General features: G+C 32.4%; 17 protein-coding genes. 7 read left to right on the forward strand and 10 right to left on the reverse strand.

The features are described 5' to 3' along the window. Positions 1–239: 239 nt before the first annotated feature. The 6 genes from ACQ654_RS10010 to ACQ654_RS10035 form a co-directional block, all read right to left on the reverse strand. Positions 240–605, reverse strand: a complete 366-nt coding sequence (locus ACQ654_RS10010) for a hypothetical protein (protein WP_430410189.1) — start codon at positions 603–605, stop codon at positions 240–242. Between the two features lie 125 nt (positions 606–730). Next, complete coding sequence (locus tag ACQ654_RS10015) at positions 731–2,926, reverse strand: peptidase domain-containing ABC transporter (protein ID WP_430410190.1); 2,196 nt, start codon at positions 2,924–2,926, stop codon at positions 731–733. Further along, positions 2,923–5,334 carry a DUF5916 domain-containing protein gene (locus tag ACQ654_RS10020; RefSeq protein ID WP_430410191.1) on the reverse strand — a complete coding sequence of 804 codons (2,412 nt, stop codon included), beginning with the start codon at positions 5,332–5,334 and terminating at the stop codon, positions 2,923–2,925. Before ACQ654_RS10020 ends, ACQ654_RS10015 begins: the two co-directional genes overlap by 4 nt. Before the next feature lie 128 nt (positions 5,335–5,462). Next, positions 5,463–5,627: a hypothetical protein gene (locus ACQ654_RS10025; protein WP_430410192.1), complete on the reverse strand. Its 165-nt coding sequence runs from the start codon at positions 5,625–5,627 to the stop codon at positions 5,463–5,465. Positions 5,628–5,684: 57 nt separating this feature from the next. Beyond that, complete coding sequence (locus tag ACQ654_RS10030; RefSeq protein WP_430410193.1) at positions 5,685–7,001, reverse strand: hypothetical protein; 1,317 nt, start codon at positions 6,999–7,001, stop codon at positions 5,685–5,687. Positions 7,002–7,004: 3 nt separating this feature from the next. Further along, positions 7,005–8,279, reverse strand: a complete 1,275-nt coding sequence (locus ACQ654_RS10035) for a hypothetical protein (RefSeq protein ID WP_430410194.1) — start codon at positions 8,277–8,279, stop codon at positions 7,005–7,007. A gap of 357 nt (positions 8,280–8,636) precedes the next feature. Here ACQ654_RS10035 and ACQ654_RS10040 point away from each other — a divergent pair, with 357 nt between their 5' ends. Both ACQ654_RS10040 and ACQ654_RS10045 read left to right on the forward strand, forming a co-directional pair. Then, positions 8,637–9,350 (forward strand): tRNA1(Val) (adenine(37)-N6)-methyltransferase, encoded by a 714-nt coding sequence (locus ACQ654_RS10040; RefSeq protein ID WP_430410195.1) that lies wholly within the window; start codon positions 8,637–8,639, stop codon positions 9,348–9,350. Between the two features lie 104 nt (positions 9,351–9,454). Continuing rightward, positions 9,455–10,633 carry an acyl-CoA dehydrogenase family protein gene (locus tag ACQ654_RS10045; protein WP_430410196.1) on the forward strand — a complete coding sequence of 393 codons (1,179 nt, stop codon included), beginning with the start codon at positions 9,455–9,457 and terminating at the stop codon, positions 10,631–10,633. A gap of 814 nt (positions 10,634–11,447) precedes the next feature. Here the strand turns inward: ACQ654_RS10045 and ACQ654_RS10050 are convergent. The 4 genes from ACQ654_RS10050 to ACQ654_RS10065 all read right to left on the reverse strand — a co-directional run bounded on the left by ACQ654_RS10050 (position 11,448) and on the right by ACQ654_RS10065 (position 14,372). Continuing rightward, complete coding sequence (locus tag ACQ654_RS10050) at positions 11,448–11,711, reverse strand: hypothetical protein (protein ID WP_430410197.1); 264 nt, start codon at positions 11,709–11,711, stop codon at positions 11,448–11,450. Between the two features lie 283 nt (positions 11,712–11,994). Further along, entirely contained in the window at positions 11,995–12,186 is a 192-nt protein-coding gene (locus tag ACQ654_RS10055) for a hypothetical protein (protein WP_430410198.1), read from the reverse strand. A 66-nt stretch (positions 12,187–12,252) separates the two neighbouring features. Continuing rightward, a complete protein-coding gene (locus tag ACQ654_RS10060) occupies positions 12,253–13,908 on the reverse strand; it encodes a helix-turn-helix domain-containing protein (protein ID WP_430410199.1) in 1,656 nt (551 codons plus the stop codon). Positions 13,909–14,129: 221 nt separating this feature from the next. Continuing rightward, positions 14,130–14,372 carry a hypothetical protein gene (locus ACQ654_RS10065; protein WP_430410200.1) on the reverse strand — a complete coding sequence of 81 codons (243 nt, stop codon included), beginning with the start codon at positions 14,370–14,372 and terminating at the stop codon, positions 14,130–14,132. A 436-nt stretch (positions 14,373–14,808) separates the two neighbouring features. Here ACQ654_RS10065 and ACQ654_RS10070 point away from each other — a divergent pair, with 436 nt between their 5' ends. The 5 genes from ACQ654_RS10070 (at position 14,809) to ACQ654_RS10090 (ending at position 22,635) form a co-directional block, all read left to right on the forward strand. Next, the gene (locus ACQ654_RS10070; RefSeq protein WP_430410201.1) at positions 14,809–15,768 is read left to right on the forward strand and encodes a polysaccharide lyase family 7 protein; all 960 of its coding nucleotides are present in this window, start codon (positions 14,809–14,811) and stop codon (positions 15,766–15,768) included. A gap of 11 nt (positions 15,769–15,779) precedes the next feature. Then, on the forward strand, positions 15,780–17,612 hold the full coding sequence (locus tag ACQ654_RS10075; protein WP_430410202.1) for a T9SS type A sorting domain-containing protein: 1,833 nt from the start codon (positions 15,780–15,782) through the stop codon (positions 17,610–17,612). A gap of 81 nt (positions 17,613–17,693) precedes the next feature. Then, entirely contained in the window at positions 17,694–20,003 is a 2,310-nt protein-coding gene (locus ACQ654_RS10080; protein WP_430410203.1) for a chondroitinase-B domain-containing protein, read from the forward strand. A 12-nt stretch (positions 20,004–20,015) separates the two neighbouring features. Then, positions 20,016–22,283 (forward strand): alginate lyase family protein, encoded by a 2,268-nt coding sequence (locus tag ACQ654_RS10085; RefSeq protein WP_430410204.1) that lies wholly within the window; start codon positions 20,016–20,018, stop codon positions 22,281–22,283. A 4-nt stretch (positions 22,284–22,287) separates the two neighbouring features. Next, positions 22,288–22,635: a cupin domain-containing protein gene (locus ACQ654_RS10090; RefSeq protein ID WP_430410205.1), complete on the forward strand. Its 348-nt coding sequence runs from the start codon at positions 22,288–22,290 to the stop codon at positions 22,633–22,635. Positions 22,636–22,784: the final 149 nt, after the last annotated feature.

The following is a 22,784-nucleotide window of genomic DNA, read 5'->3' on the forward strand; positions in this document are numbered from 1 at the left end:
ATAAGAGTTTACTAGTTTTATGGATGTGTCAATGTTTATTTTTTTGAATTCTTTTTCACCTTTCTAATATCAACATAAGGAGGTAATGTGAATCCTTTATTGTTTAATAAGGTATATTTATGATTTTTGTATGTGGTTTTTATAGACATAGTTTTCGATTTACATAGCTTATTAACATGGAAATAATTATAGAAGTGAACTTTTATAAAAAGTAGGCTAACTATATAGTACAACGTTTTTTATTTTTGATTCAACTTCGTAATCTTTACTATTAACTTTAGTATTTTCTTTCTGCTTTCTGATTTCTTTTTAGTTCCAGAATAATCAATTTTAATAGCATTTTCTTTTAGAGATATTACGTAGTGATCTTTTGCTTCAGCATCACTTTCCCATGTCATCATATCTTTTTTGCCTTTCGATGGTTTTCCTAATTTTTTCTCAATGATTGAAAACACTTTTTTATAATCATCTACAGCAATATCACTTTCATATTTAGCGCTTACCGTATTTGCTGATTTTTTCGTTTGTTTGTCATCTTTATTTATGATTGTAGATGAATCTTTTTCTGAAAATGTAGTAGATTGTGAATGTCTTTGAGCTTCCATAGTCTGTAGATTTAGTGATAGAACTAATATTAATAGCAGGTATTTCATGATTAATTACTTTACTTAAAAGTAAGATATTTATATCATGATTGAATATGGTTTAACCATAAAAATAATGCCACTATTTAGTTAATCGCGTCTAATTCTAGCTGATTTTTGACGAGTTCAAAGTAATTGCCTTTCGATTCAATTAATTCGTCATGCGTACCGATTTCTTTTATTTCTCCTGTTTCAGATAATACAATGATTTGATCAGCATTTCTTACCGTACTTAATCGATGTGCAATGAGCATTACTGTTCGTTCGGAAAAGAATTGGTTTAAATTGTTTGAAATGGCTTTCTCGTTTTTTGCATCTAGTGCAGAAGTTGCTTCATCAAAGAAAATATATTCAGGATTTCGGTAAATTGCTCTCGCCAAAAGTATTCGTTGTTTCTGACCAGTACTGACCTCAACACCTTCGTTTCCAATTTTTGTTTGAAATTTCATCGGGCATCCAGCAATGAAATCGTAAATCATTGCCATTTTAGCGGCATATTCTAATCTTTCTTCATCAAGCTCTTCCGCTAGTACAATATTTTTTTCAATACTGTCATTGAAGATAAAGCCTTCTTGTAAAACAACTCCACATTTTTTTCGCCAATCATCATGTCTTATACTATTGAACTTGGCATTGCCTACAGAAATAGTTCCATCGGTAACATCATAGAATTTTAAAATGGTTTTAAGAATCGTTGTTTTTCCGCAACCACTTGGCCCAACCAACGCCGTTATTTTTTTGTATGGAATTTTAAAACAAAGATTTGATAATACGTTTTTGGAAGTTCCGCTGTATTTAAAAGAAACATTATCAAAAACAATATCGCCTGTTAAGTCGTGATTAGCTGATACCATGTTTTCAGATTCGTCATCTTTATGGTGAATTTCAGATATTCTACGTAGTGCTAATTTCACATCTTGAATATCGTTTGCAAAAGTTACGATTCGTTCAATTGGAGCATTTAAATGCCCAATAATATAAGAAATTGCAAGTAATGTTCCGAAAGTAATACTTCCGTCAATAACCATTAATGAAGCAGATAGTATTAGTAATAAGTTTTTTAGTTGACTGATGATAGAAGCGCCATCAAGTTGCATTTGCTCCACCTTTAAGCTACTCATATCTCTTTGAAAAAGCTTGGTTTTAATGGTTTCCCATTCTTCCACTTTATTGCCACTATAATCATTTAATTTAATGTCTTGCATTCCATTAATCAATTCGATCAACTTGCTATTTTCTTTACTTTTTAATGAAAAATATTTAAAATCTAACACTTTTCTTTTGTCAAAAAAGAGCATAGTCCAAGAGATATGAATGATGGTTCCTACGAAGAAAATGAAGAATAATTGTTGATCGTACCAAAAGAATAATCCACTGAAAAGAATCACATTAAAAAACGAAAATAAAGCACCTATGGAACCTGAAGTTAAGAAGCGTTCTAATAAATCATGATCGCCAACTCTTTGAAATAAATCTCCCGTAAGGCGCGAATCGAAATATGAAATCGGTAATGAAATTAGTTTTTTTATAAAGTTTGATATTAGTTTGATATTAAACTTCATACTCAACTTCAAAATGATCCAGTTTCTGACAATTTGCGCTAGCTTAAACCCTAAGAATAATACTGCATACGCACCACATGCCATGTATACAAAATTGATGTCTTTGTTTTGTACACCTGAATCGATGATTTGCTGTGTGATGTATGGAAACACAAGTTCTAATGCACTTGTACACACAAATAAAAGGATGATTTTTAGAAATGTAAATTTGTAACTAAATAAGTGATTTTTTAGAAACGTAACTACTTTATTTGTTTTTCTTTCTTCAAAGATAATTTCCTTAAAATCTGGGCTAGGTTCAAGTGCTAATATAATACCTTCTCCATCAATGGAAGCTTCTTCATTATCAAGCCAACCTTTTAGGAAGTTTTCAATGGTATAGTTTACTCTTCCTAATTCTGGATCAGATACGTATACACGTTTTTTTGTGATTTTATATACAACCACAAAATGTTCTTGATTCCAATGTGCGATACACGGCAACGGAATTTCTTCTTGTAATAGAGTAAAGTTTTCTTGTGCGGCAACTGCTCTGAATCCAATTTTTTCGGCAGCCAATATAAGTCCCGTTAACGATGTTCCCGAACGCGTAGTTTCGCCTAAAGATCGCAATAATTCTATACTTACTTTCTTTTTATAGAATTGTGAAACGATTTTTACACAAGATGGCCCGCAGTCTTTAGCTTCAGATTGTATGTATATTGGAAACCTATTGATCATAAAGTTTTCTTTATCGTATTATAATCTAAAAAGTAAACAATTTTAAATGAAAATGTATCTATTCCTCTGTTATTAAATGTACTTTTTATGTTTCGTCCAAAATTAGTTTCAAGCATTGTATCATTTCCTGTAATCGATTTTTGCCAATTGATAGAGAGTTCACTTCCTGGTGTAAATTGCCAACGAAAGAGAAAATCCAAATTGAATAAGTTATAATTAATTTGACTGCTTGCTAAATCAACTTCCAATGAATTAGGCTCATAATTACCGCGTTCATCTACTAAAAATAAGTTTTTATTTTCAACATACGCCCAAAAATGTCTTAATTTTAATGATAATCCCATAGTATTTGTAATGAGATAGTTTGTATTGATATTTGTCGTTAAGTTGTAAATATCTCTTTGAACATAGTTAATACTATTGTCATCATTTATAGGACTTCCGTTTAAAAAAATTACACCCATGTTGGAATCTAAGAAACTTAAATCTTGATTCAAGTTTACGGTAAGTCGCGTTCCAAAAACTTTGTTTAATTGATATCCCAGTCTAATTTCATGATTATATGGATCATCAGAATAGTTCTTATAAAAACCGTATAGCTGTGCAAAAAAATCTTTATTTGTGTTGGAAATAAATTCTATATACGGTTCTATAAAAGGTGAAATTCTGGAAAATCTGTCCACAACTCTAGGTTCAAAAAAATCTTTTCCTTCTAACCGAAAGTTTGATCCTATGTTAAATGTATGATTTTTTTTAGTCACGGCTTCAAAATTTATTTGACCAATTGAAGCTTCACGTATTCCTAACGATTTGTAGTAATTTTGACTGTAAGAGAGTGAAACTGAAAATCGGTTCAGTATCCAAAATGGATTAAATTTTGTATAACTGACTGATCCGTTATAGTTACTTAAATTATTCCTGGTAAGAAATCCAAAGTCGTTTGGGTTAAATTTTTCATCGTAAGCCTCATGTGAAATACTGGCTCTGTATGAACCACTCGATTTACTTGCTGTAACTCTGTAGAAATATCCTAATGTTGTATCGTCTGCTGCATAGTTTTGTGAGAGAGAAACATCTGCATCAAATGTATATTTTTGTTCTTTTGTAAATTGTCTGTAACGCAGTTCGGATAGATTGAAATCAGCGACATCTCCTTCACGTATGACCGAACTGTTTGCAAAATAGATAAAGGAATTATTTTTTAGTACTTGTTCCATTGCAATGGAATTGTAGTTTGTGTATGGATTTACCAATTCTTCACGACCAGAAGCATATTTTGCAAATTCTCTGTTTACAAATCCGTTTAGTAGACTTAGTCCAAATCCGTTTTTTGTTTTTGCCGTCAGTTTTACCAAATTTAAAATTTGTGCAGATCCTGGATCTTCCACAAGTTCATCGCCTTCAATAAATGGAGCAAAAAAGTAAGGACTTTCTCCTATTCTTCTGGAATAGAAAAAGTTACTTTTATTTAAAATTTCTGTTCCTTCTGTGAAAAATTGCCTGTTTTCGTCAAAACGAATTTCAAATGCAGAAAGGTTTAATACAGCATTGTCAAAAGTGGTTTGACTAAAGTCTGGAATGATGGAAGCATCCACCGTAAAAGCATTTTTGTAAACATACTTAATGTCTAATCCGCCAGCAAAATCTAATTCTGTTGTGTTTTCTATATTGTTTTTATCGATGAGTAGATTGGCAAATGGTAAGAATGTTAAGTTAATTGGTGGTGCAATATCTTTGATTCCTTTTAGGTTTCCAAACTGATTTAGAAATCCTGGTTGCGTTGCATCAATTGGAGACCACCATGCTTGCTCGTTAACATTACTTCTAAAGGTTACAATGTTAAACTTGAAGTTGTCTAAATTATCTTTATCAAATCTTAAAAAATTGAAAGGAATTTTCATTTCTACGCTCCATCCAGTTTCTGTAATTATAGTTTCGCTATACCAAACGGCATTCCATTCGGAATATTCAGATCCGTCGCCTCCGTATTTACTATCGTATTGTACACCACTTGGAGTTAAAATAAAGCTGTAACCTTCGGTAGCTAATCCAAAAGGATCTAACGTTAACCCGAAATAGTCTGTATTATTCAAAGCATCTCGAAACGTCATTGTATTGTTTATTTCTTCGGCACTATTTACGTGTACTTTTGCAGCTAAATACAAGTATATTTCGTCATATTTAATGGAGAGTTGTATAGGACTTTTGCTAGGTTCACCGTTATCTGGTACTGTTTGTGTAAGATAATATTCTTTTAAATCCCAAGCTGTTTCATCAAGTTTTCCATCGATCTTAATCTTTCCTTTTAATTTACTTGTCGTAAAAGTATTGGATTGAGCATATAAATGATTGTAACTTAGCAACGTAATTAAAATAAATGGGAGAATACATTTAATGGATTGATTCATTTAAAATTGTGAAATTTAGCTTATCTCCAAAGAATTATTAGTTAAAGTATTTCTATTTTAGAAGCTATAGGTTAATAATAAAAAGAATTCTCTCCTAATATAATATGTAATAGGAGAGAATATAAAAATTAGTTTAATACTCTTACTACTCTTACTACTACTACTACTACTACTTTTACAACTACAACGACAGTAACAACATTTTTAGCTGCTGCACCTCCGTAGATGATGTCTGTGTTTAACGGTGACTTTGTTTTTTTTCCTAAAAACTTGTCAAAACTTTTTTTACTCATAATTTTGTTTTTTAATGGTTAATAATGAAAATATAATTAATAGCTATAATTATCTAATTATTGCAGGTTTGTAATTTCTACAGCCCTGAATTTGTATGCGAGTTTAATTAGTTTTTGAATTCCTGATAATTGCCAATTATCTGATTCAGTTAACGTTTTCCAAGCGATGCTGTTCCCTTGATTTAGTTTATCAATCATCTCATTTATGAAATTAGATTGCTTAACTACTGTTTTTTGTCCTCGCATGAACAAATATGTTTTATCATCTAGCGAATAATATTCAATTTTTAATTCGCTCTTCTTTAATTTTATTTTAGCATTGTCCGAAATAGTTCTAAATGCTGTATCTACCGCTTTGTCTTCTATGTATTTAACAGATCCAACGAAACCGCCGTTACTTCTTCGTACATAAGAAATGTCTTTAAAACTTTTCTTCAATAAGTCACGCATTGAAAGGCTTAAATCATTGCCAGTATATTTTAAGTTTTTTAGCATTTCTTGTGTAAACTCGTCGTGTTTATTTGTATCATATACAGGTAAAATATTGGCTTCTTTTCCATGGACTTCAACAGACATTGTTGCAGATGCTAAACCCAATAACATCTCATGCAGTAGTTCTTCTTTAGTCATATCTCCTAAACGAATTTGTATTCGGTGATAAAACCCTTCATATTTAGCTATATACATTCCTTGGTTTGAAATTACTGCCATTTCATCCTCAGCTATTTCATTTTTTTCTGAGTAATTATCCAAATAATCCATGAAGTTTTGCATTTTGCCTTTCTTCATTATCAATCCGCCAAGTTCTTCCTTCTTTTTTGGTGTCCACTCGTATACTACTTGTTTGGTCTCCCCAATGTTTATCATTAGTTTATTTTTGGGAGTTACATCTTCTTCCAAGCCATAAGGTGACCATTCGTGATCTCCAAACTCAAATGATACGGCAATACCTCCTAGTGGAATACCACTTGATTCTAATAAAGGAAGTAAAAAATTATGCAGAGAAGAATGTAGTTCATTAGTTGGTATCGTACTCGCACCCAACCTAATAACTAATGATCTATTTGGCAAAATTCGATTTTTCCAAGTTTTCAAAGTTTCTGAGATATCCTTTGGATGATCAGTTAAGTATCGGAGTGCGTCTGAAATAATTTCACCGTCAATATAAATTTTTACTTCAACGGTATTGTTTGGCTTATTGACAAATTCTTCAATTGCTGAAAGCGAATTATTTTTTAGAGCAGCATAAGATGGTGTGCTCGTTGACAGTTGAAAAACAGTTGAGTTTTGCAAATTGTTAGACTTATCGATGATCTCATCCCAAGTGAAAGCATCTTTACGTTCTAAGACGTTATTTTGAACTTGATTTTTCATTTTCTACTTATTTTCCATTTGTAATACACAATTTTCTACAAAAATCTCTACTATACGTTTTCCAATTCCTTCTGGCCAATCAGAAAAAAGTCCCTGAATAAGGTTTTCCACAGTATCAATTTTCCGTTCGTTGATTCGCTCTATAAGCGATACAACATCTTCATGATAAGCAAGGTCAATTTTATCTGCACGGTGAAATATTTTCAAAACATCATTGTGTTTTACATAGCGCATTGGTGATATAATAAGTGATACTTTTTGATCATCCGGAAGGTCATATGCCAATTCCAATTTTTCCTTAATGGCACCTCTATCATACCAATCATTACTTATTAATGCATTTGTATAATCTTGAATTTGATCTTCCATAAATTCTGAAAACGTGCTGTTTAGTACGTCTTCATCAACACTTTGCAAAAGATTTTCTATTTGTGCATCAAGTTCACAATCTTTATAGTTTTTCAATTGTACAATCTCATTTAAAGTAGGGTCTTCAATGTCACTAATGATTTCTTTGATACCACTACTGTAAATCCCATTAAAAAGCCCGTCTACTGTTGTATAATTAAACCAAACCGTAAGTCCGATAGAAATTTCTTCCGAACGTCCTACATGGTAAAAATTCCATGGCATGAAGAAGATATCTCCACTTTCAAATGAATAATCATAACTCGTAAATGGTAAATATTGCTCTATTTCCATTTCATTTTCCCTACCATTGAGCGTATTTTTATAATGTTTTTGTTCCCACATAAACATTTCCTTAGTTCCAGGCCCCAAGTGTAAATGCATTACAAAAGAGCCTGTATGATCTTGGTGAATTCCTATTGGTGTCCACCCATAATTACCTACAAATATTGAGAAGTTGATTCCTCCAAGTGGAGGTTTTTTTTCAAGAATTGGCTCAAAGTATTTAGAGACCAAATCTCTTGTTTTTTTACTGTATCGTTGTCCGTCATTTAAAATGATCCCAAACTTTTTATCTCCAAAATTTCGCTGACACCATGGTGAAAAATCAGCTTCACTCTTCATTGGATCTGCAACAATTTGCTTTTCCAAATCAGGATTAATTTCTCCATCAAGCCAAACACGCCAAGCCAATGCTTCTTTTTCGTGTTTTAAATTTTGAAACATTTCAAAAATTGATTCTCTTAATTCATCAATATCATTATTAAAAATTCTTTTTCTGATGACAGGAAAGGACATATTTCCAGTATTATTTTTAAAATTCTCCCACCATTCTACTGAAAATGGTTTTGTTTTAACATTCGACTCCATAAAAGCAAGTTATATTTTATCAAATATAGAGTAAATAATCTGAGTTATTTTAAAGCATAAACTTACACTATGTAAGGTTAAAACTTATTATTTAATTTTTTTTACATTTATTTTACTTAAAATATTACTCAATTTAATACAGATTATTCTTTCAAAAAATTTAAAGTAAGTAATTGATTAGAAGCTAAGAACGTAGTGTTTTTTTAGCATTAATAGCTTTGATGAATTCAAAAAATTTATAAATAGAAACAAGTAAGTATAGTAAGATTCAATTAGCATCTAATAATTTAGAATTATTTTCTAAGTACTCTCCAAATGATGTAATATCTTTGATGCAAAACGTAAGTCGTCCACTTTATGAGCAAACCTTTTCGATTTAAAGAATTTACAATTCATCAAGATAAAACTGCGATGAAAGTTGGTACCGATGGCGTGTTACTTGGTGCTTGGACTTCCGTAGAAAATAATCCATTTGCAATTTTGGATATTGGCGCTGGCACAGGTTTGATTGCTTTACAGTTAGCACAACGTTGTCATTCGGAAGTGATTGATGCTATTGAAATTGAAGACAATGCGTATGAACAGGCTGTTGATAATTTTGAAAATTCTCCGTGGAGTGATCGTTTATTTTGCTACCATGCTGGTTTAGATGAGTTTGTAGCTGAAATTGAAGATACGTACGATTTAATTGTTTCAAATCCGCCTTTTTATACTGAGAAGTATAAAACAGAAAGTATTCAACGTGATACGGCTCGTTTTACAGATTCGCTTCCGTTTGAGGAATTAGTGGAAGGTGTTTCAAAATTACTAGAACCTACAGGAACTTTCTGCACAATCATTCCGTTTAAAGAACATGCGCATTTTATCAATCTGGCGGAAGCTAATGGATTATTTCCACAGAAAACATGTCATGTAAAAGGAAATCCTGAAGCTGATTTTAAGCGCAGTTTGTTATCATTTTCATTTAAAAAAACTGAAAATATTATAACGGAATTAATCATTGAAACCAAAAGACATCAATATACAAATGCTTATATTTCCTTGACCAAAGACTTTTATTTAAAATTATAACAATTTGTCTTTGTTTTGTGAGATTTCATTGGTTACTTTTGTTATCACTATTTACGAACTTTACGTAAATTATAGGTCTAAAAAATGCTATTAAAATACAATCAATGAAACCAGATTTATTCCAAGCTCCAGATTACTACAACTTAGATGAGCTTTTAACAGAAGAACATAAATTAGTAAGAGACGCCGCCCGCGAATGGGTAAAAAGAGACGTTTCGCCAATTATTGAAGAATATGCACAGCGTGCGGAATTTCCAAAACAAATTGTTGATGGTTTAGCAGGAATTGGTGCTTTCGGACCGTATATTCCTGAAGAATATGGTGGTGCTGGATTGGATCAAATTAGTTACGGATTAATTATGCAAGAAATTGAACGCGGAGATTCTGGCGTTCGTTCTACAGCTTCTGTACAATCTTCTTTGGTAATGTATCCTATTTGGAAATATGGAAATGAAGAACAACGTCAAAAATATTTACCAAAATTAGCTTCTGGTGAATGGATGGGATCATTTGGTCTTACAGAGCCTGACCACGGAAGTAATCCTGGTGGAATGACAACAAATTTTAAAGATAAAGGTGATCATTATTTGTTAAACGGTGCAAAAATGTGGATTTCAAATTCTCCATTTTGTCAAGTAGCAGTTGTTTGGGCAAAAAATGAAGAAGGAAGAATTCACGGGTTGATTGTTGAACGTGGTATGGAAGGTTTTTCAACACCTGAAACACACAACAAATGGTCATTAAGAGCTTCTGCAACTGGAGAGCTTATTTTTGATAATGTAAAAGTTCCTAAAGAAAATTTATTACCAAACAAATCTGGTCTTGGAGCGCCACTTGGATGTTTAGACTCAGCACGTTTTGGGATTGCTTGGGGAGCTATTGGAGCTGCAATGGATTGCTACGATACAGCATTGCGTTACAGTAAAGAACGTATTCAGTTTGGAAAACCTATTGGTCAGTTTCAATTACAACAAAAGAAATTAGCAGAAATGATTACTGAAATCACAAAGGCACAATTATTAGCTTGGCGTTTAGGAGTGATGCGTGAAAATGGTACGGCAACTTCTGCTCAAATATCTATGGCAAAGCGAAATAATGTAGATATGGCGTTAAAAATTGCGCGTGAAGCACGTCAAATGTTAGGTGGTATGGGAATTAGTGGCGAATATTCAATTATGAGACATATGATGAACTTGGAAAGTGTAATTACCTATGAAGGAACACATGATATTCACTTACTAATTACAGGACTTGATGTTACTGGATTAAATGCTTTTAAATAAAAACTAAAAAGCTGTTAAGAAGCTTTTTTTAATAAATCAAACAAAGGGCAACGTTTACAGCGTTTGCCCTTTTTGTATTTTTTACAGCATTTGCTTTTACAATTTTTAACGGGCTTACTAGCGTGCTTTTTCGATTTTTTCTGAATTGGCTCTAAATCAATTAACAAAGACATAAACAACTGTTATATATTTCGGATGCAAATATAATTATTTAAATTTAATCTAAATAAAAGCCGTACATTTTTTTGTGCAGAAAATTTTTAGGAGGATTTTCAAAACTTTAAAAGTTTGGGAAATCCCATTTTAGGTTTAAGGAAGTTATTTTAACTACTAAATGAGACCCCCTAATTTCTCAATTTAATACATAACTAACTTTTATATTTCTCTAAGTTTCCTCAGCAACACTAAAAAAAAGGGAGTAGTCACAAGAATGATCTCCCTTTTATCTAATAGAATAATACTATTATAATGAGATTCCCCTAAACCTCAATATGTTTGATGCTAAATTAAGATATATCCAAAAAGCATGATATATATAAACAATACTTATGTTACGGTAAAACCGTAATTATAATAAGTTTTACAGTTATAAAACTTCAAAATACTAATTACTAACCGTTTACACTTACTTAAAAAGCTTGTTTTTTGGAGTATTTAAAGAAATATGCTGTGTTTTGTTAGCAAACATGTCTAATTTAATCAATTTTAAAATTCTAGATTACGGTTAAACCGTAATTACATGAAAATAAAAAAGCGAGCATGAGAGCTCGCTTAATAAAAAGTGTTATTGATCGTACTTTTTTTAGCTTCTATACTATAAATCCATTTGAAGTGGAGCTTCTAAAGCTGCTGGCTCCATTGGTGCTTGATGCGCCGGTGGACAATAGTAATAAGAAGGGCAACCTCCTAAACGAGAATCGCACATATGGTTAGAACAACCAGCATTTAATGTGTTTGTTGGACAACCATTTGTTACACATAGCATGTTACCACTAGCCAATCCTCCTGTAACTTCATCTGTAAGATTAGAAACTAATTTCTTGTTTAAGCTTAAGCTTTTTAAATTCTTTTTTTTCATGATTTCTATTTTTAATGTTTCGATAGGGCAAATCTAGCTTTAGGAATCACAGAAAAAGGAAAGCTATTCACTGGAATTGCTAGGGGATTTTCACGGTATTAAAAAAAGGAAAAACTGGTAATCTTACATTAAAATTACTATTCACAAAAAATCTGATCCATAGAATATCTTTCAAAATCACTTAAAATGCACGTCTACTTTTGTTCTTATGACACTTTTTCTATTGGTGTTGACGTATAAATGTGTTTCCAGAAAGAAGTAAGTAAATTACATTGCATAAGAGTTAACATAGTCCACCTATGATAGAATGTTCATTACATTCATTCACAATTGTTCTTGTTTTTACTGTTGGATTGCATTTTATGGATTCTAGACTCGCATCATGATCATTAAGACCTCCTGCTTTAATAGTTGTACAATTATTCAGTTTTGTAATATTCAATTTTCTTAGTGCTAGTTTTCGTTGTTTTTTCATTATAGTAAAATTTAAGTTAGATTTTTTTGGCTCAGAAAAGAATAGCATTCATTATATGTAAGTAAATTATATATTCTTCTCTTCTTCCAATATATCAAGATTTTTAATGTAGTAAGATGGATAAATTCCTGTCTTTTTTTTAAATGCTTTCGAAAAGGATTCAGACGTATTGAATCCTAATTCCGAAGCAATAGATTTTATATCATAAGTTCTGAATTTAGAATCATTTTTCAGCTCTTTTAGTGCATAATTAAGCCTGAGATCTGTAATGTACTGAACAAATTTTTTCTGCTTGTGCGATTGTAATGTTTTTGATAAATACGTGCTATTTGTATGAATTCTTTTCGCCACATAATTCAACGTACATTTTTTATGGAGAAATAATTTCTTTTGTTCAAACTTCTCTAAGCCTTTTAAAATTTTCTGTACATTGTCATCCGTTATAATATACGCTTGTTTATTTTTTTCTGGAATAGCATTTTGTGTTTCTTCCATTATTTTCAATTCTTCTAATACGGCTTCAAAACGTTTTTTCTGTGTTTGTTCGCGTTTTTTATAATAGTAAAAACCAAAAACTGAAAGTATGGATAGAAATAAACATACATAGGCTAATCTTCTAGATTTTAATTGCTCGCGTTGCGATTCATTTCGAAGTTTTTCAATTTTATTTTTAAAAGAGGGAATATCATATTGTTTGTATATATTCTCAGATACATTCCGAATTAAAATATCATTCTGCGCATCTTTCTCTTCAAACAGTTTAAGATACTTCAACGCTTTTTCTGTATTATTTTTCTTTTCATAACACTTCGCTAATAAAATATAGGTTTCTTGAACTGACGGCGAATTTGTTTCCTTTTGAGCCTCAATTTCAACCACTTTCAATAAATAGGTAATCGCATTGTCATAATCTTCTTGCAAAAAATAATTTTTGCCTTCATACAAGTATAATACTGATAATTGATTCTGAAAACCTAACTCATTAATCTGTTTTTCAGCCGATTTAAAATTGAGAAGCGCCTGCTCAAAATTTCCTTTTTTCTGTTGAATTATAGCTTGTAATGTTAGGAAAATAGAATTTCCTTCTAAATCATGCAACACTTCACTTTTCAGCAAGCCTTTTGAATTGTAAAATTGGGCTGAATCTAAATACTGTACTTTATCTTCAGGAAAACTATCTGCTAAATTTGTGTATGTATTACTTAAATTTAAAAGCGTGTTCAAATATTCTATTGGATACTTTTCAATAGTTAAAACTCTTTCATTATATAAATTGAGATTCATTTTTACCATTGCAACAGCTTGTTTTGGAAGACCAATTTGATTTTTAACCAACGCAATGCTGTGTCTAACTTCTGCTAATTTTGCAATATTATCTCCTTCCTTTATCAACTCATAAACTGTTGCATATAACTGACTTGCTTGATCATACATATCAGAATCATAAAAAATAGAACCTTTCAAATACAAGCTATTTATATACTGTTGCTGATTCTTCTGTTTTTTCGATTCCTTTATAGAAGTATCAATAAAATAATGCGCGCTATCCTTTTGCTCTAGCACGCTATAAATCAAAGCATTTATATATGTGGCATGGTATATATCTTCGTTATTTTTTTCTTGTACGGCTCTTTTATAATACGCCAATCCATATACTTTTGCATCTAAAGGGTTTGTATACCTATTAGTTTCCGCTAAGATTTTCAAAGAATCTGAAGACAAATTCCTCAGAGAGTTTTGTGTTATTTTTGTTTCATTCTGAGCATTCGTAAAAAAGGGGAACAATAAAGAAAAAAGTATAAAACGTAATATTTTCATAATTATTAAAAATACTATGTTTCGATAGAAAATTAATAGATTATATCAAGAAAATTTGAAGTAATCGCTTTTTAAATTAAGAATTGCCAAAATATAAAGTCTTGACAATTCTTAAAAAAATACATTTACTCTTGTCGAATATCTGCTCGACAAGGATGAAATATAACTGGTAACGAAATACAATCAGTCATTGGAACTGAAATATCACAACCTTGTTGCGTACATCCTATAGTCGGACAACCAACTACTGACCAACAATCTAAAATTAAAAGTGAAATTGCTTCTTGACCACCTACAGCATTACTTTTCTCTAAATTAGAAATTGATCTCTTGTTAAGTTTTAAATTTTTAAGATTCCTTTTTTTCATTATAATGTGATTTTAAAATTAAACATATCCAAACCTAGAGAACAAAGTCATGAAACGAAAGAAATTGTAGTCGTATTTATTTAAATACTTGTACAAAAAAATAAATTAAAATATTTACAATCAAATAGTTACATTTAAAACAACCTAATTCTTAACTACACCAATAGCAACTAATGCTTTTTGAAAATTTGTAAGTTTTAACACATTCAAAAATTATTTTTCTTTTCAAAATTGTACAATTTATCTTGTGGAAAGTTTAAAAAAATCAGATGTAATATCTTTCCATATTAAAAAAAATTAAGATACTATTTCCATGATTTGTACTAAAAATACACTCAAATTCCACTTTAAATACACTGAAAAAATCAACGAATAACTTGCATATTCAAAAAATATCTATATTTTTGGTAAACCAATCTGGTTAACCAATTTGAAAATGCATTCTATAAAACAGACTTTTAGTACTATAAAAAAAGGAATTATACTTTCGCTTTTATTCATTGTTTTTACAAATTGTTCAAATGATGAAGATTTGGACAGACCAACTTCTACAGTAACGCCTACAACACCAACAAACCCGACAACTCCAACTGAACCAACAACGCCACCAGTTGTAAATTATGCAGCTATTAATTTTTCAAACTGGAAAGTAACGCTTCCTGTTGATGAAAATAGTAATGGAAAGCCTGACGAATATCAACCAGCCGATTTGATCAATTTCGGATATCAAACGTTAGCGCCTGTTCAACCATTTATGTATGATGACACAGAAGACGAATCGTTAGTTTTTTATGCGTATCCAGAAGTATCAACAACAAATAGTTCGTATTCTCGTACCGAATTGCGAGAATTAATCAATACTTCAAACTCTAGAGAAAACTGGACTTTACTTGAAGGTGGAACTATGAAAGGACGTTTAAAAATAGCTTCTACATCAGAAGATAATACATCTAGCAATGAATTTCACAGAGTCATTTTTATGCAAATTCACGGAATTATTTCGGAAGAAGACATGACAACGCATGGTTTTTCATCGAACAATGGTCCGCCACTATTAAAAATTTATTGGAAAGACGGTTATGTTTGGTCGCACAAAAAATCACTGGTAGATGAGACTACTAACGGTGATGATTTATTAGATACTTCAAGCAGTACTTGGACAGATATCAAACAGAATCTTGGGTATGTTGGGTATGATGCTTTCGATTTTGAAATTATTGCATCAGATGCAAGATTGAGCGTTCAACTCAACAATGAAACTCCTTATATATACGAAGATGTAAGCCTGGACAAATGGCCTTATGAAAACTATTTCAAGGCAGGAAATTATTTGATTACTACTGATGCAAACGCTTTTTCTTATGTAAAATATTATAATTTATATCTAACTCATTAAAAATATATTCTATGAAAACAAAATTACTCTTAATAGCAATACTTTTTGTAAGTTTTGCGCATTCACAAACAACGCTTACGATAGGTACAGGAACATCTTCTTCAGCAACTAGAGGTCCTTTTCAACGTTCGGATAGCGGTTCAAGTTCTGTATATTCTCGTGCTAGTATGGTGTATACTGCAACGGAATTGGCAGACTTAACACCTTCAGCAACAATATCGCAAGTAAATTTTGATTTAGGTTCTTCAAATATTATTACAGCTTCAGGTGATGCTACCATGACAATTTACATGAAAAATTCTAACGCTACAGAAGTAATTGCTAGTGGTGGTGATTGGTCAGATGCAATAAATGGAGCTACTATTGTTGGAACCTATACATTTAATACATCAAATAACTTTCCTGGTGCCACAGGCTATGTAAGTTTTGTTTTAGCAACACCTTTCAATTACACTGGCGATACTTTAGAAATTGCTGTAGATTGGGATTGTGCTGCTTTAGTTCCAGCTGATGCCGGACAACCTAATGCATTATTTTCCGGTAACGGCTCATTAAATTGGCGTTGGGACAATACAGCGCACCAATCTCTTAATTACAGAGCAGGTTCTTCAGCTGCACCAACAACATTAACGAGTAGAAAATCACAACGTGTAAATACACAAATTGTTTATAGCGGTGCAACTACATCAGCAACTACAGGTCAAGTTATTGGAGAATTTCCCATTATGGATGGTGGAATGGAAAGTCAAACTGCAAATAATATGATGAGTTCTGCGGGAAGCGGTCAATCTGGTACTGCTCAAACAGAATGGACAGTTTCTTCAACGGGTAATGCAGCAGTTAGAGATATGACAGATAATGCAGCTTTAGCTAGATCAGGAGATTTTTCAGCGGCATTTCAAATTTCATCGGGTAATAGTAATTTAAGATTACAAAGCCCTTCAACTGTTGCTCCAAATCAATTACAAATCAATACACAATACACAATACAGTTTTTTTACAGTGCGAGTGCAGATCTTGGAAATGATTTAGATCCAGGTATTTATTTAAACAACACATCAGGAAGTAATACAACCAATAAAACAGATGTAACACCTTTTGTCGCTAATACGTGGACTAAAACGTACGGTACAGTAACAACAGGTGGCGCTATTAATGACTCACATTGGGCTGTTGCCAGAATGAGCGGTAGCAATTTAACAGCAGTTAGAGTAGATGATTTTGTAGTGTATGCAGGAGCTTATGATGACACAGCACCAAACGATCCAACTGCTGGCACGTATGCTAATAATTCTGGTATCGCTACAATTGGTTGGACAGCGCCTTCTGGTGGTGTTGACAATGGTGGTTATGTTGTTGTTAAATATACCTCAATGACTAATGCAGATAATGATCCAAGTCAAAATGGAATCTATCAATTTGGAAACACCATTACTAACGGAACAGGAAGTCTTGCAGGAACTGTAGCTTATATTGGTACAGATACAAGTTTTACAGACATTTATGCAGCAGGGAATTTTTATAAGATTTATGCAGTGGACAAAGCTTTCAACTATTCAAATGAAGTAGAAGTATCCGATGCAACTTTAGGAGTAACTGAAAATACAGTTTTAGATTTTAAATTATATCCAAATCCAGCTACAGATGTTATCACGATTCAGTCAGGAGATGTTAATGTCTCAGGAATTGAAATTTATGATATTTTAGGAAAAAATGTGATGAAGCAAAGCAACTTCACAAATACGAGTACTACTGTAAATGTTTCTGAACTAAAATCTGGTGTCTATTTTGTAAAAATTTATGCCAACACTAGTAGCTTAACAAAAAAGATTATCATTAAATAACTTACACATAAAAACATAAAAAAGCCGTATTATAAATACAGGCTTTTTTGTGTTTACAAACCATACTATATTTAACTGTTTATGAAAAAAATAACTTCCATACTTTGTCTACTCATTCTATTAATTGGATGTGGTAAAACAAAAATTACAGATGCTGTAACAGTAACAGATGCAAACGAGTTACAGACCGCTATAAAGAATGCAAAACCAGGCGATCACATTGTCATGGCTAATGGTGTATGGAAAGATATTCAAATTGAATTCATTGCAGAAGGAACAAAAGACAATCCTATTATACTCAAAGCTGAAACACCTGGAAAAGTAACAATTGAAGGTGTTTCTGATTTAAAATTTGGAGGAAAACATCTCATTGCTGAAGGATTACATTTCAAAAACGGGCATGCACCAGATGATGCAGTTGTAGCGTTTAGAGTAGATAAAAAAACAATTGCAAATTATTGTTCGTTTAAAAATTCTGTCATTGAAGATTTCAACAAAATGAAACGTGATGATTCAGATCGTTGGGTACAATTTTGGGGACAACACAACACACTAGAAAACTGCTACATTGCTGGAAAAACAAATCGTGGACCAACAGTTCGTGTAGATTTAAAAGGAAATGAACATATTAATAACTATCATCAAATTATCAATAATCATTTTGGTCCAAAACCTTCAAAAGGTGGTCCAAGTGGCGAAACAATTCAAATTGGAGATAGTTATTCATCTATGTCACCAAGTTACACAATGGTTTCAGGAAACTTATTTGAAGAATGTAATGGTGAAGTTGAAATCATTTCAAGTAAAACAAATTTCAACGAATTTAGAAACAACGTATTCTATAAAAGTGAAGGTTCATTGGTAACACGACACGGAAATTACTGTACCATTGATGGAAACTATTTTATTGGTGATGGTGTAAACAAAAACATTGGCGGTATTCGCATTATAAACACAGGACATTGGGTTACCAACAATTATTTCTACAATCTTATTGGTGAAAACTTTCGCAGTCCGTTGGCAGTAATGAACGGAATTCCAAAATCGCCACTAAACAGATACAATCAAGTAACCGATGTTGTGGTTGCGTACAATACATACATCAATTCAAAATCGCCTTGGCAATTTGGAGTTGGTACCAACATTGATCAAAAAGATGTATTGCCAGCTTCTGAAATTCGTTCGGCACGTCCGTTACGAATGTTAGTGGCAAACAATATTATTTACAATGAAAAAGGAGATAATTCTCCAATTATTGAACATGACAAAGCAGACGGTGTTACGTTTAAAAGTAATGTAATCAACAATCAAAATGTAGCTTTTAAAAACTATGATGGTTTACAAACGGCTGACTTCAACATAAAACAACTTTCCGATAATATTTGGGTTCCTACAGAAATTCCTACTGTAGAAGCATATCAAGGATTTGGGTTTGAATCCATTTCAAAAGATCTTTTTGGAAATTCAAGAGAAAATACAACAACCATTGGAGCAGTTACAAAAACGGAAACGACTGCGCCAGCTATTTTAGACAAATCAAAATACGGAACAACTTGGTATTCTAACGAAATAGAAGCAAAAGATCCAACAATAGCAACAGCTACAACAGAAAAAGGAAGTCTACAATCTAAAATAGCAGCAGCAGCAAATGGTGATATCATTTCGTTGGCTGCAGGAAACTATACAATTGATGCATCATTAATCATTAATAAAACAATTACGATTCAATCGGCAAGTGAAAAGGCAACAATTACTTTTTCAGGAAACGAAAACACACCTTTATTTGAGTTGCATCCAAAAGGAAAACTAACTTTAGAAAATGTAGTTTTAAAAGGAAACGATACGCAATTAGCCTTTGCGAGCTTGCAAAAAAATATGTTTACACATTTCGGCTTAACCGTGAAAAATTGTGACATTCAGAACTTCAACTACGTACTTAAAGTTTATAAAGAATCGTTTGCAGAACGCATTACTTTTGAAGGTACAAACATTACAAATTGCGCAAACGGACTGGAATTATCGGAAGAAACAAATGACAAAGGCGATTATAACTCTGAATACTTGACGGTGAACAATTGTACATTTGACAACGTACAAAAAAATGTTATTGATTATTATCGTGGTGGTTATGACGAATCAACTATTGGCGGAAATCTATTTCTAACAAATAGTACGTTTACCAATTGTGGCAAAAAAGAAGAAAATGGAATTCTGATAAACACACGCGGAATTATTAATGTGGATATTTCTGATAATACTTTCAAAAACAATTCGGTGAAGCTTGTTGCACTACTTTGGGGCGCAAAAAACAATTCACATGCTAACAATACGCTTGTAAATTCAGGTGAAATTAGAGTAGAGCAGAATTTGAAACAAAAATTAATGTACTAGAATAATAGTCCTATGAAACTAAATTTTAGCTTCCTATTCGCGCTTGTATTTATCCTAACATCTTGTAAAAAAGAAACGACAACAACTACGACTGAAAACGATACAAGCTCGTCGCATCCAAAGTTGATTCTTACAAAACAAGGCGTTTCAGACATCAGAGCACAACTCGGAACTATTCCGTTATTTGATGAAACGCTTGCCAAAACAAAAGCGGAAATTGATGCTGAAATTGCTTCAGGAATTCATGTGCCAATTCCGAAAGACTTATCGGGTGGTTACACGCATGCACGTCACAAAAAAAACTTTCTTGTCTTACAAAAAGCTGGTGTATTATATCAAATTTTAGATGATGAAAAATATGCCAAATATGTGCGTGATGTGTTAATGGCGTACGCCAAAATGTACCCAACGCTACCAGTTCATCCACAAACAAGATCGTATGCACGTGGAAAAATATTCTGGCAATGTTTAAATGATTCCAATTGGCTAGTATACACAAGTCAGGCATATGATTGCGTCTATGATTGGCTTTCAAAAGAAGAACGCGAAACGTTAGAAAATGATTTATTCAGACCATTTGCTGATTATATTTCGAAAGGAAACCCACAATTTTTCAATCGTGTACACAACCACAGTACGTGGGGAAATGTTGCTGTCGGAATGATTGCGTTGGTAATGAATGATGACGAATTACTGAATCGTGCCTTACATGGTTTAGAAGTAGACAACTTGCCTGCAGACGCAAAAGACAATGATGGTGGATTCATTAAAACGGAAGGTCAAAAAGTAGGTTTCTTAGCAAACTTAGACGAACCGTTTTCGCCTGACGGATATTACACAGAAGGTCCATACTATCAACGGTATGCAATGTATCCGTTTTTAATCTTCGCGCAAGCGTTACAAAATGTAAAACCCGAACAAAAAATATTTGAATACAAAGATGGTGTATTGCTAAAAGCTGTTGATGCACTTATAAATTTATCCGATGCAGATGGCGAATTCTTTCCATTAAATGATGGACAAAAAGGAATGTCGTACTATTCAAGAGAATTGGTAACGGCGGTTGATATTGCATACAAATATGGTGGAGAAAATCCTGAATTACTAAGTATTGCCGAAAAACAACAAAAAGTGGTGTTGGATGATACTGGTTTGGCAATTGCTTTAGGAATTAAAAAAGGAAAAGCAAAACCGTATATCAAAAAATCTATTGAACTACGTGATGGAGCAAACGGTGATGAAGGCGCTGTTGGAATTTTGCGAAGCGATCCAATGGAAATCGTTTTTAAATACGCCGCACAAGGATTAAGTCATGGGCATTATGACAAATTATCGTTTTCACTTTATGAAAATGGTACTGAAATCATTCAAGATTACGGTCTAGCCAGATATGTAAACATTGAGCAAAAAGGTGGTGGAAACTACCTCAAAGAAAACAAAACGTGGGCAAAACAAACCATTGCGCACAATACAATTACACAAAATGAAACGTCTCACTTTCAAGGAAAATATAAAATTGGAAGTAAAAACCATTCAGAAAAATACATTTTTGATGTGTCTGATGAAAATCTACAGATAGCAAGTGCTAAAGAAACTAACGCATATCCAGGAACAGATTTACAACGAACAATGGTGTTATTAAATGATCCATTTTTTAGCAAACCTATTGTGCTAGACATCATGAAAGTAACCTCAGCAAAAGCAAACCAATACGATCTTCCTTTTTATTACTTAGGACAATTGATTCAAACAAACTTCACCTACGAAGTTACAAATCCGCCAACAGAATTAGGAACAAAAAACGGTTATCAGCATTTATACAAAGAAGCGGAAGCAACGTCAAACGGAGAAAATGCTAAATTGAATTGGTTGTTGAATAATAAATTTTATTCGGTAACGACAACAACTTCGGCAAACGATGAAATCTTTTTAGCACGCATTGGTGCAAATGATCCTGAATTCAACTTACGAAAAGAACCGGCAATCATTATCAGAAAGAAAAATACAAAAAATGCGGTCTTTGCTTCTGTTATAGAATCGCACGGAACATACAGTCCTGTTTCTGAATTCGCGGTAAACGCGTATAGCAACGTCAAACATATTGAAGTTGTGTATGATGATGCTAAGTATACGGCAATTATAATTGAGACAACAGAAAACACTACGAAATTATTTATCATATCAAACAATACCAATTCCAAGGAAACGACGCATACGCTGTCAATTAACGAAAAAAACTACACTTGGAAAGGAACTCATACATTACAAAAAATCAATTAACATTATGAAAACATTTGGAGCAAGTAACGAATTTATTTTTGGCGATACCTTAGACTGGGAAGTTGTTGGAGAAGGTTTAAAACGAAAAATTATGGGCTATGATGACAAAATCATGCTTGTAAAGGTACATTTTGAAGTTGGCGCAGTCGGAATTATGCATGAACATTATCACTCACAAGTTACCTATGTGGAAAGCGGCGCGTTTGACGTTACCATTGATGGTGAGACAAAAACACTTGTTGGTGGCGATTCTTTCTACATTCCGCCACATATAATGCACGGAGCAATATGTCGTGAAAGCGGTGTACTTATTGATGTCTTTAGTCCTATCCGTGAAGACTTTATGGAATAAGTAAGAATTATTTTTATTTAACAAAAATTTAATATATATTTGGTAAACCAATCTGGTTAACCAGATTTCAGGTTACAAAAAAAGGACAGGTGCACGCCTATCCTTTAGGAAATTTACTTCTTTGGAGGGAAGTAAGATTACACATAATT

This window comes from Kordia sp., assembly GCF_965283645.1.
In the GTDB taxonomy this organism is placed as follows: Bacteria; Bacteroidota; Bacteroidia; order Flavobacteriales; family Flavobacteriaceae; genus Kordia.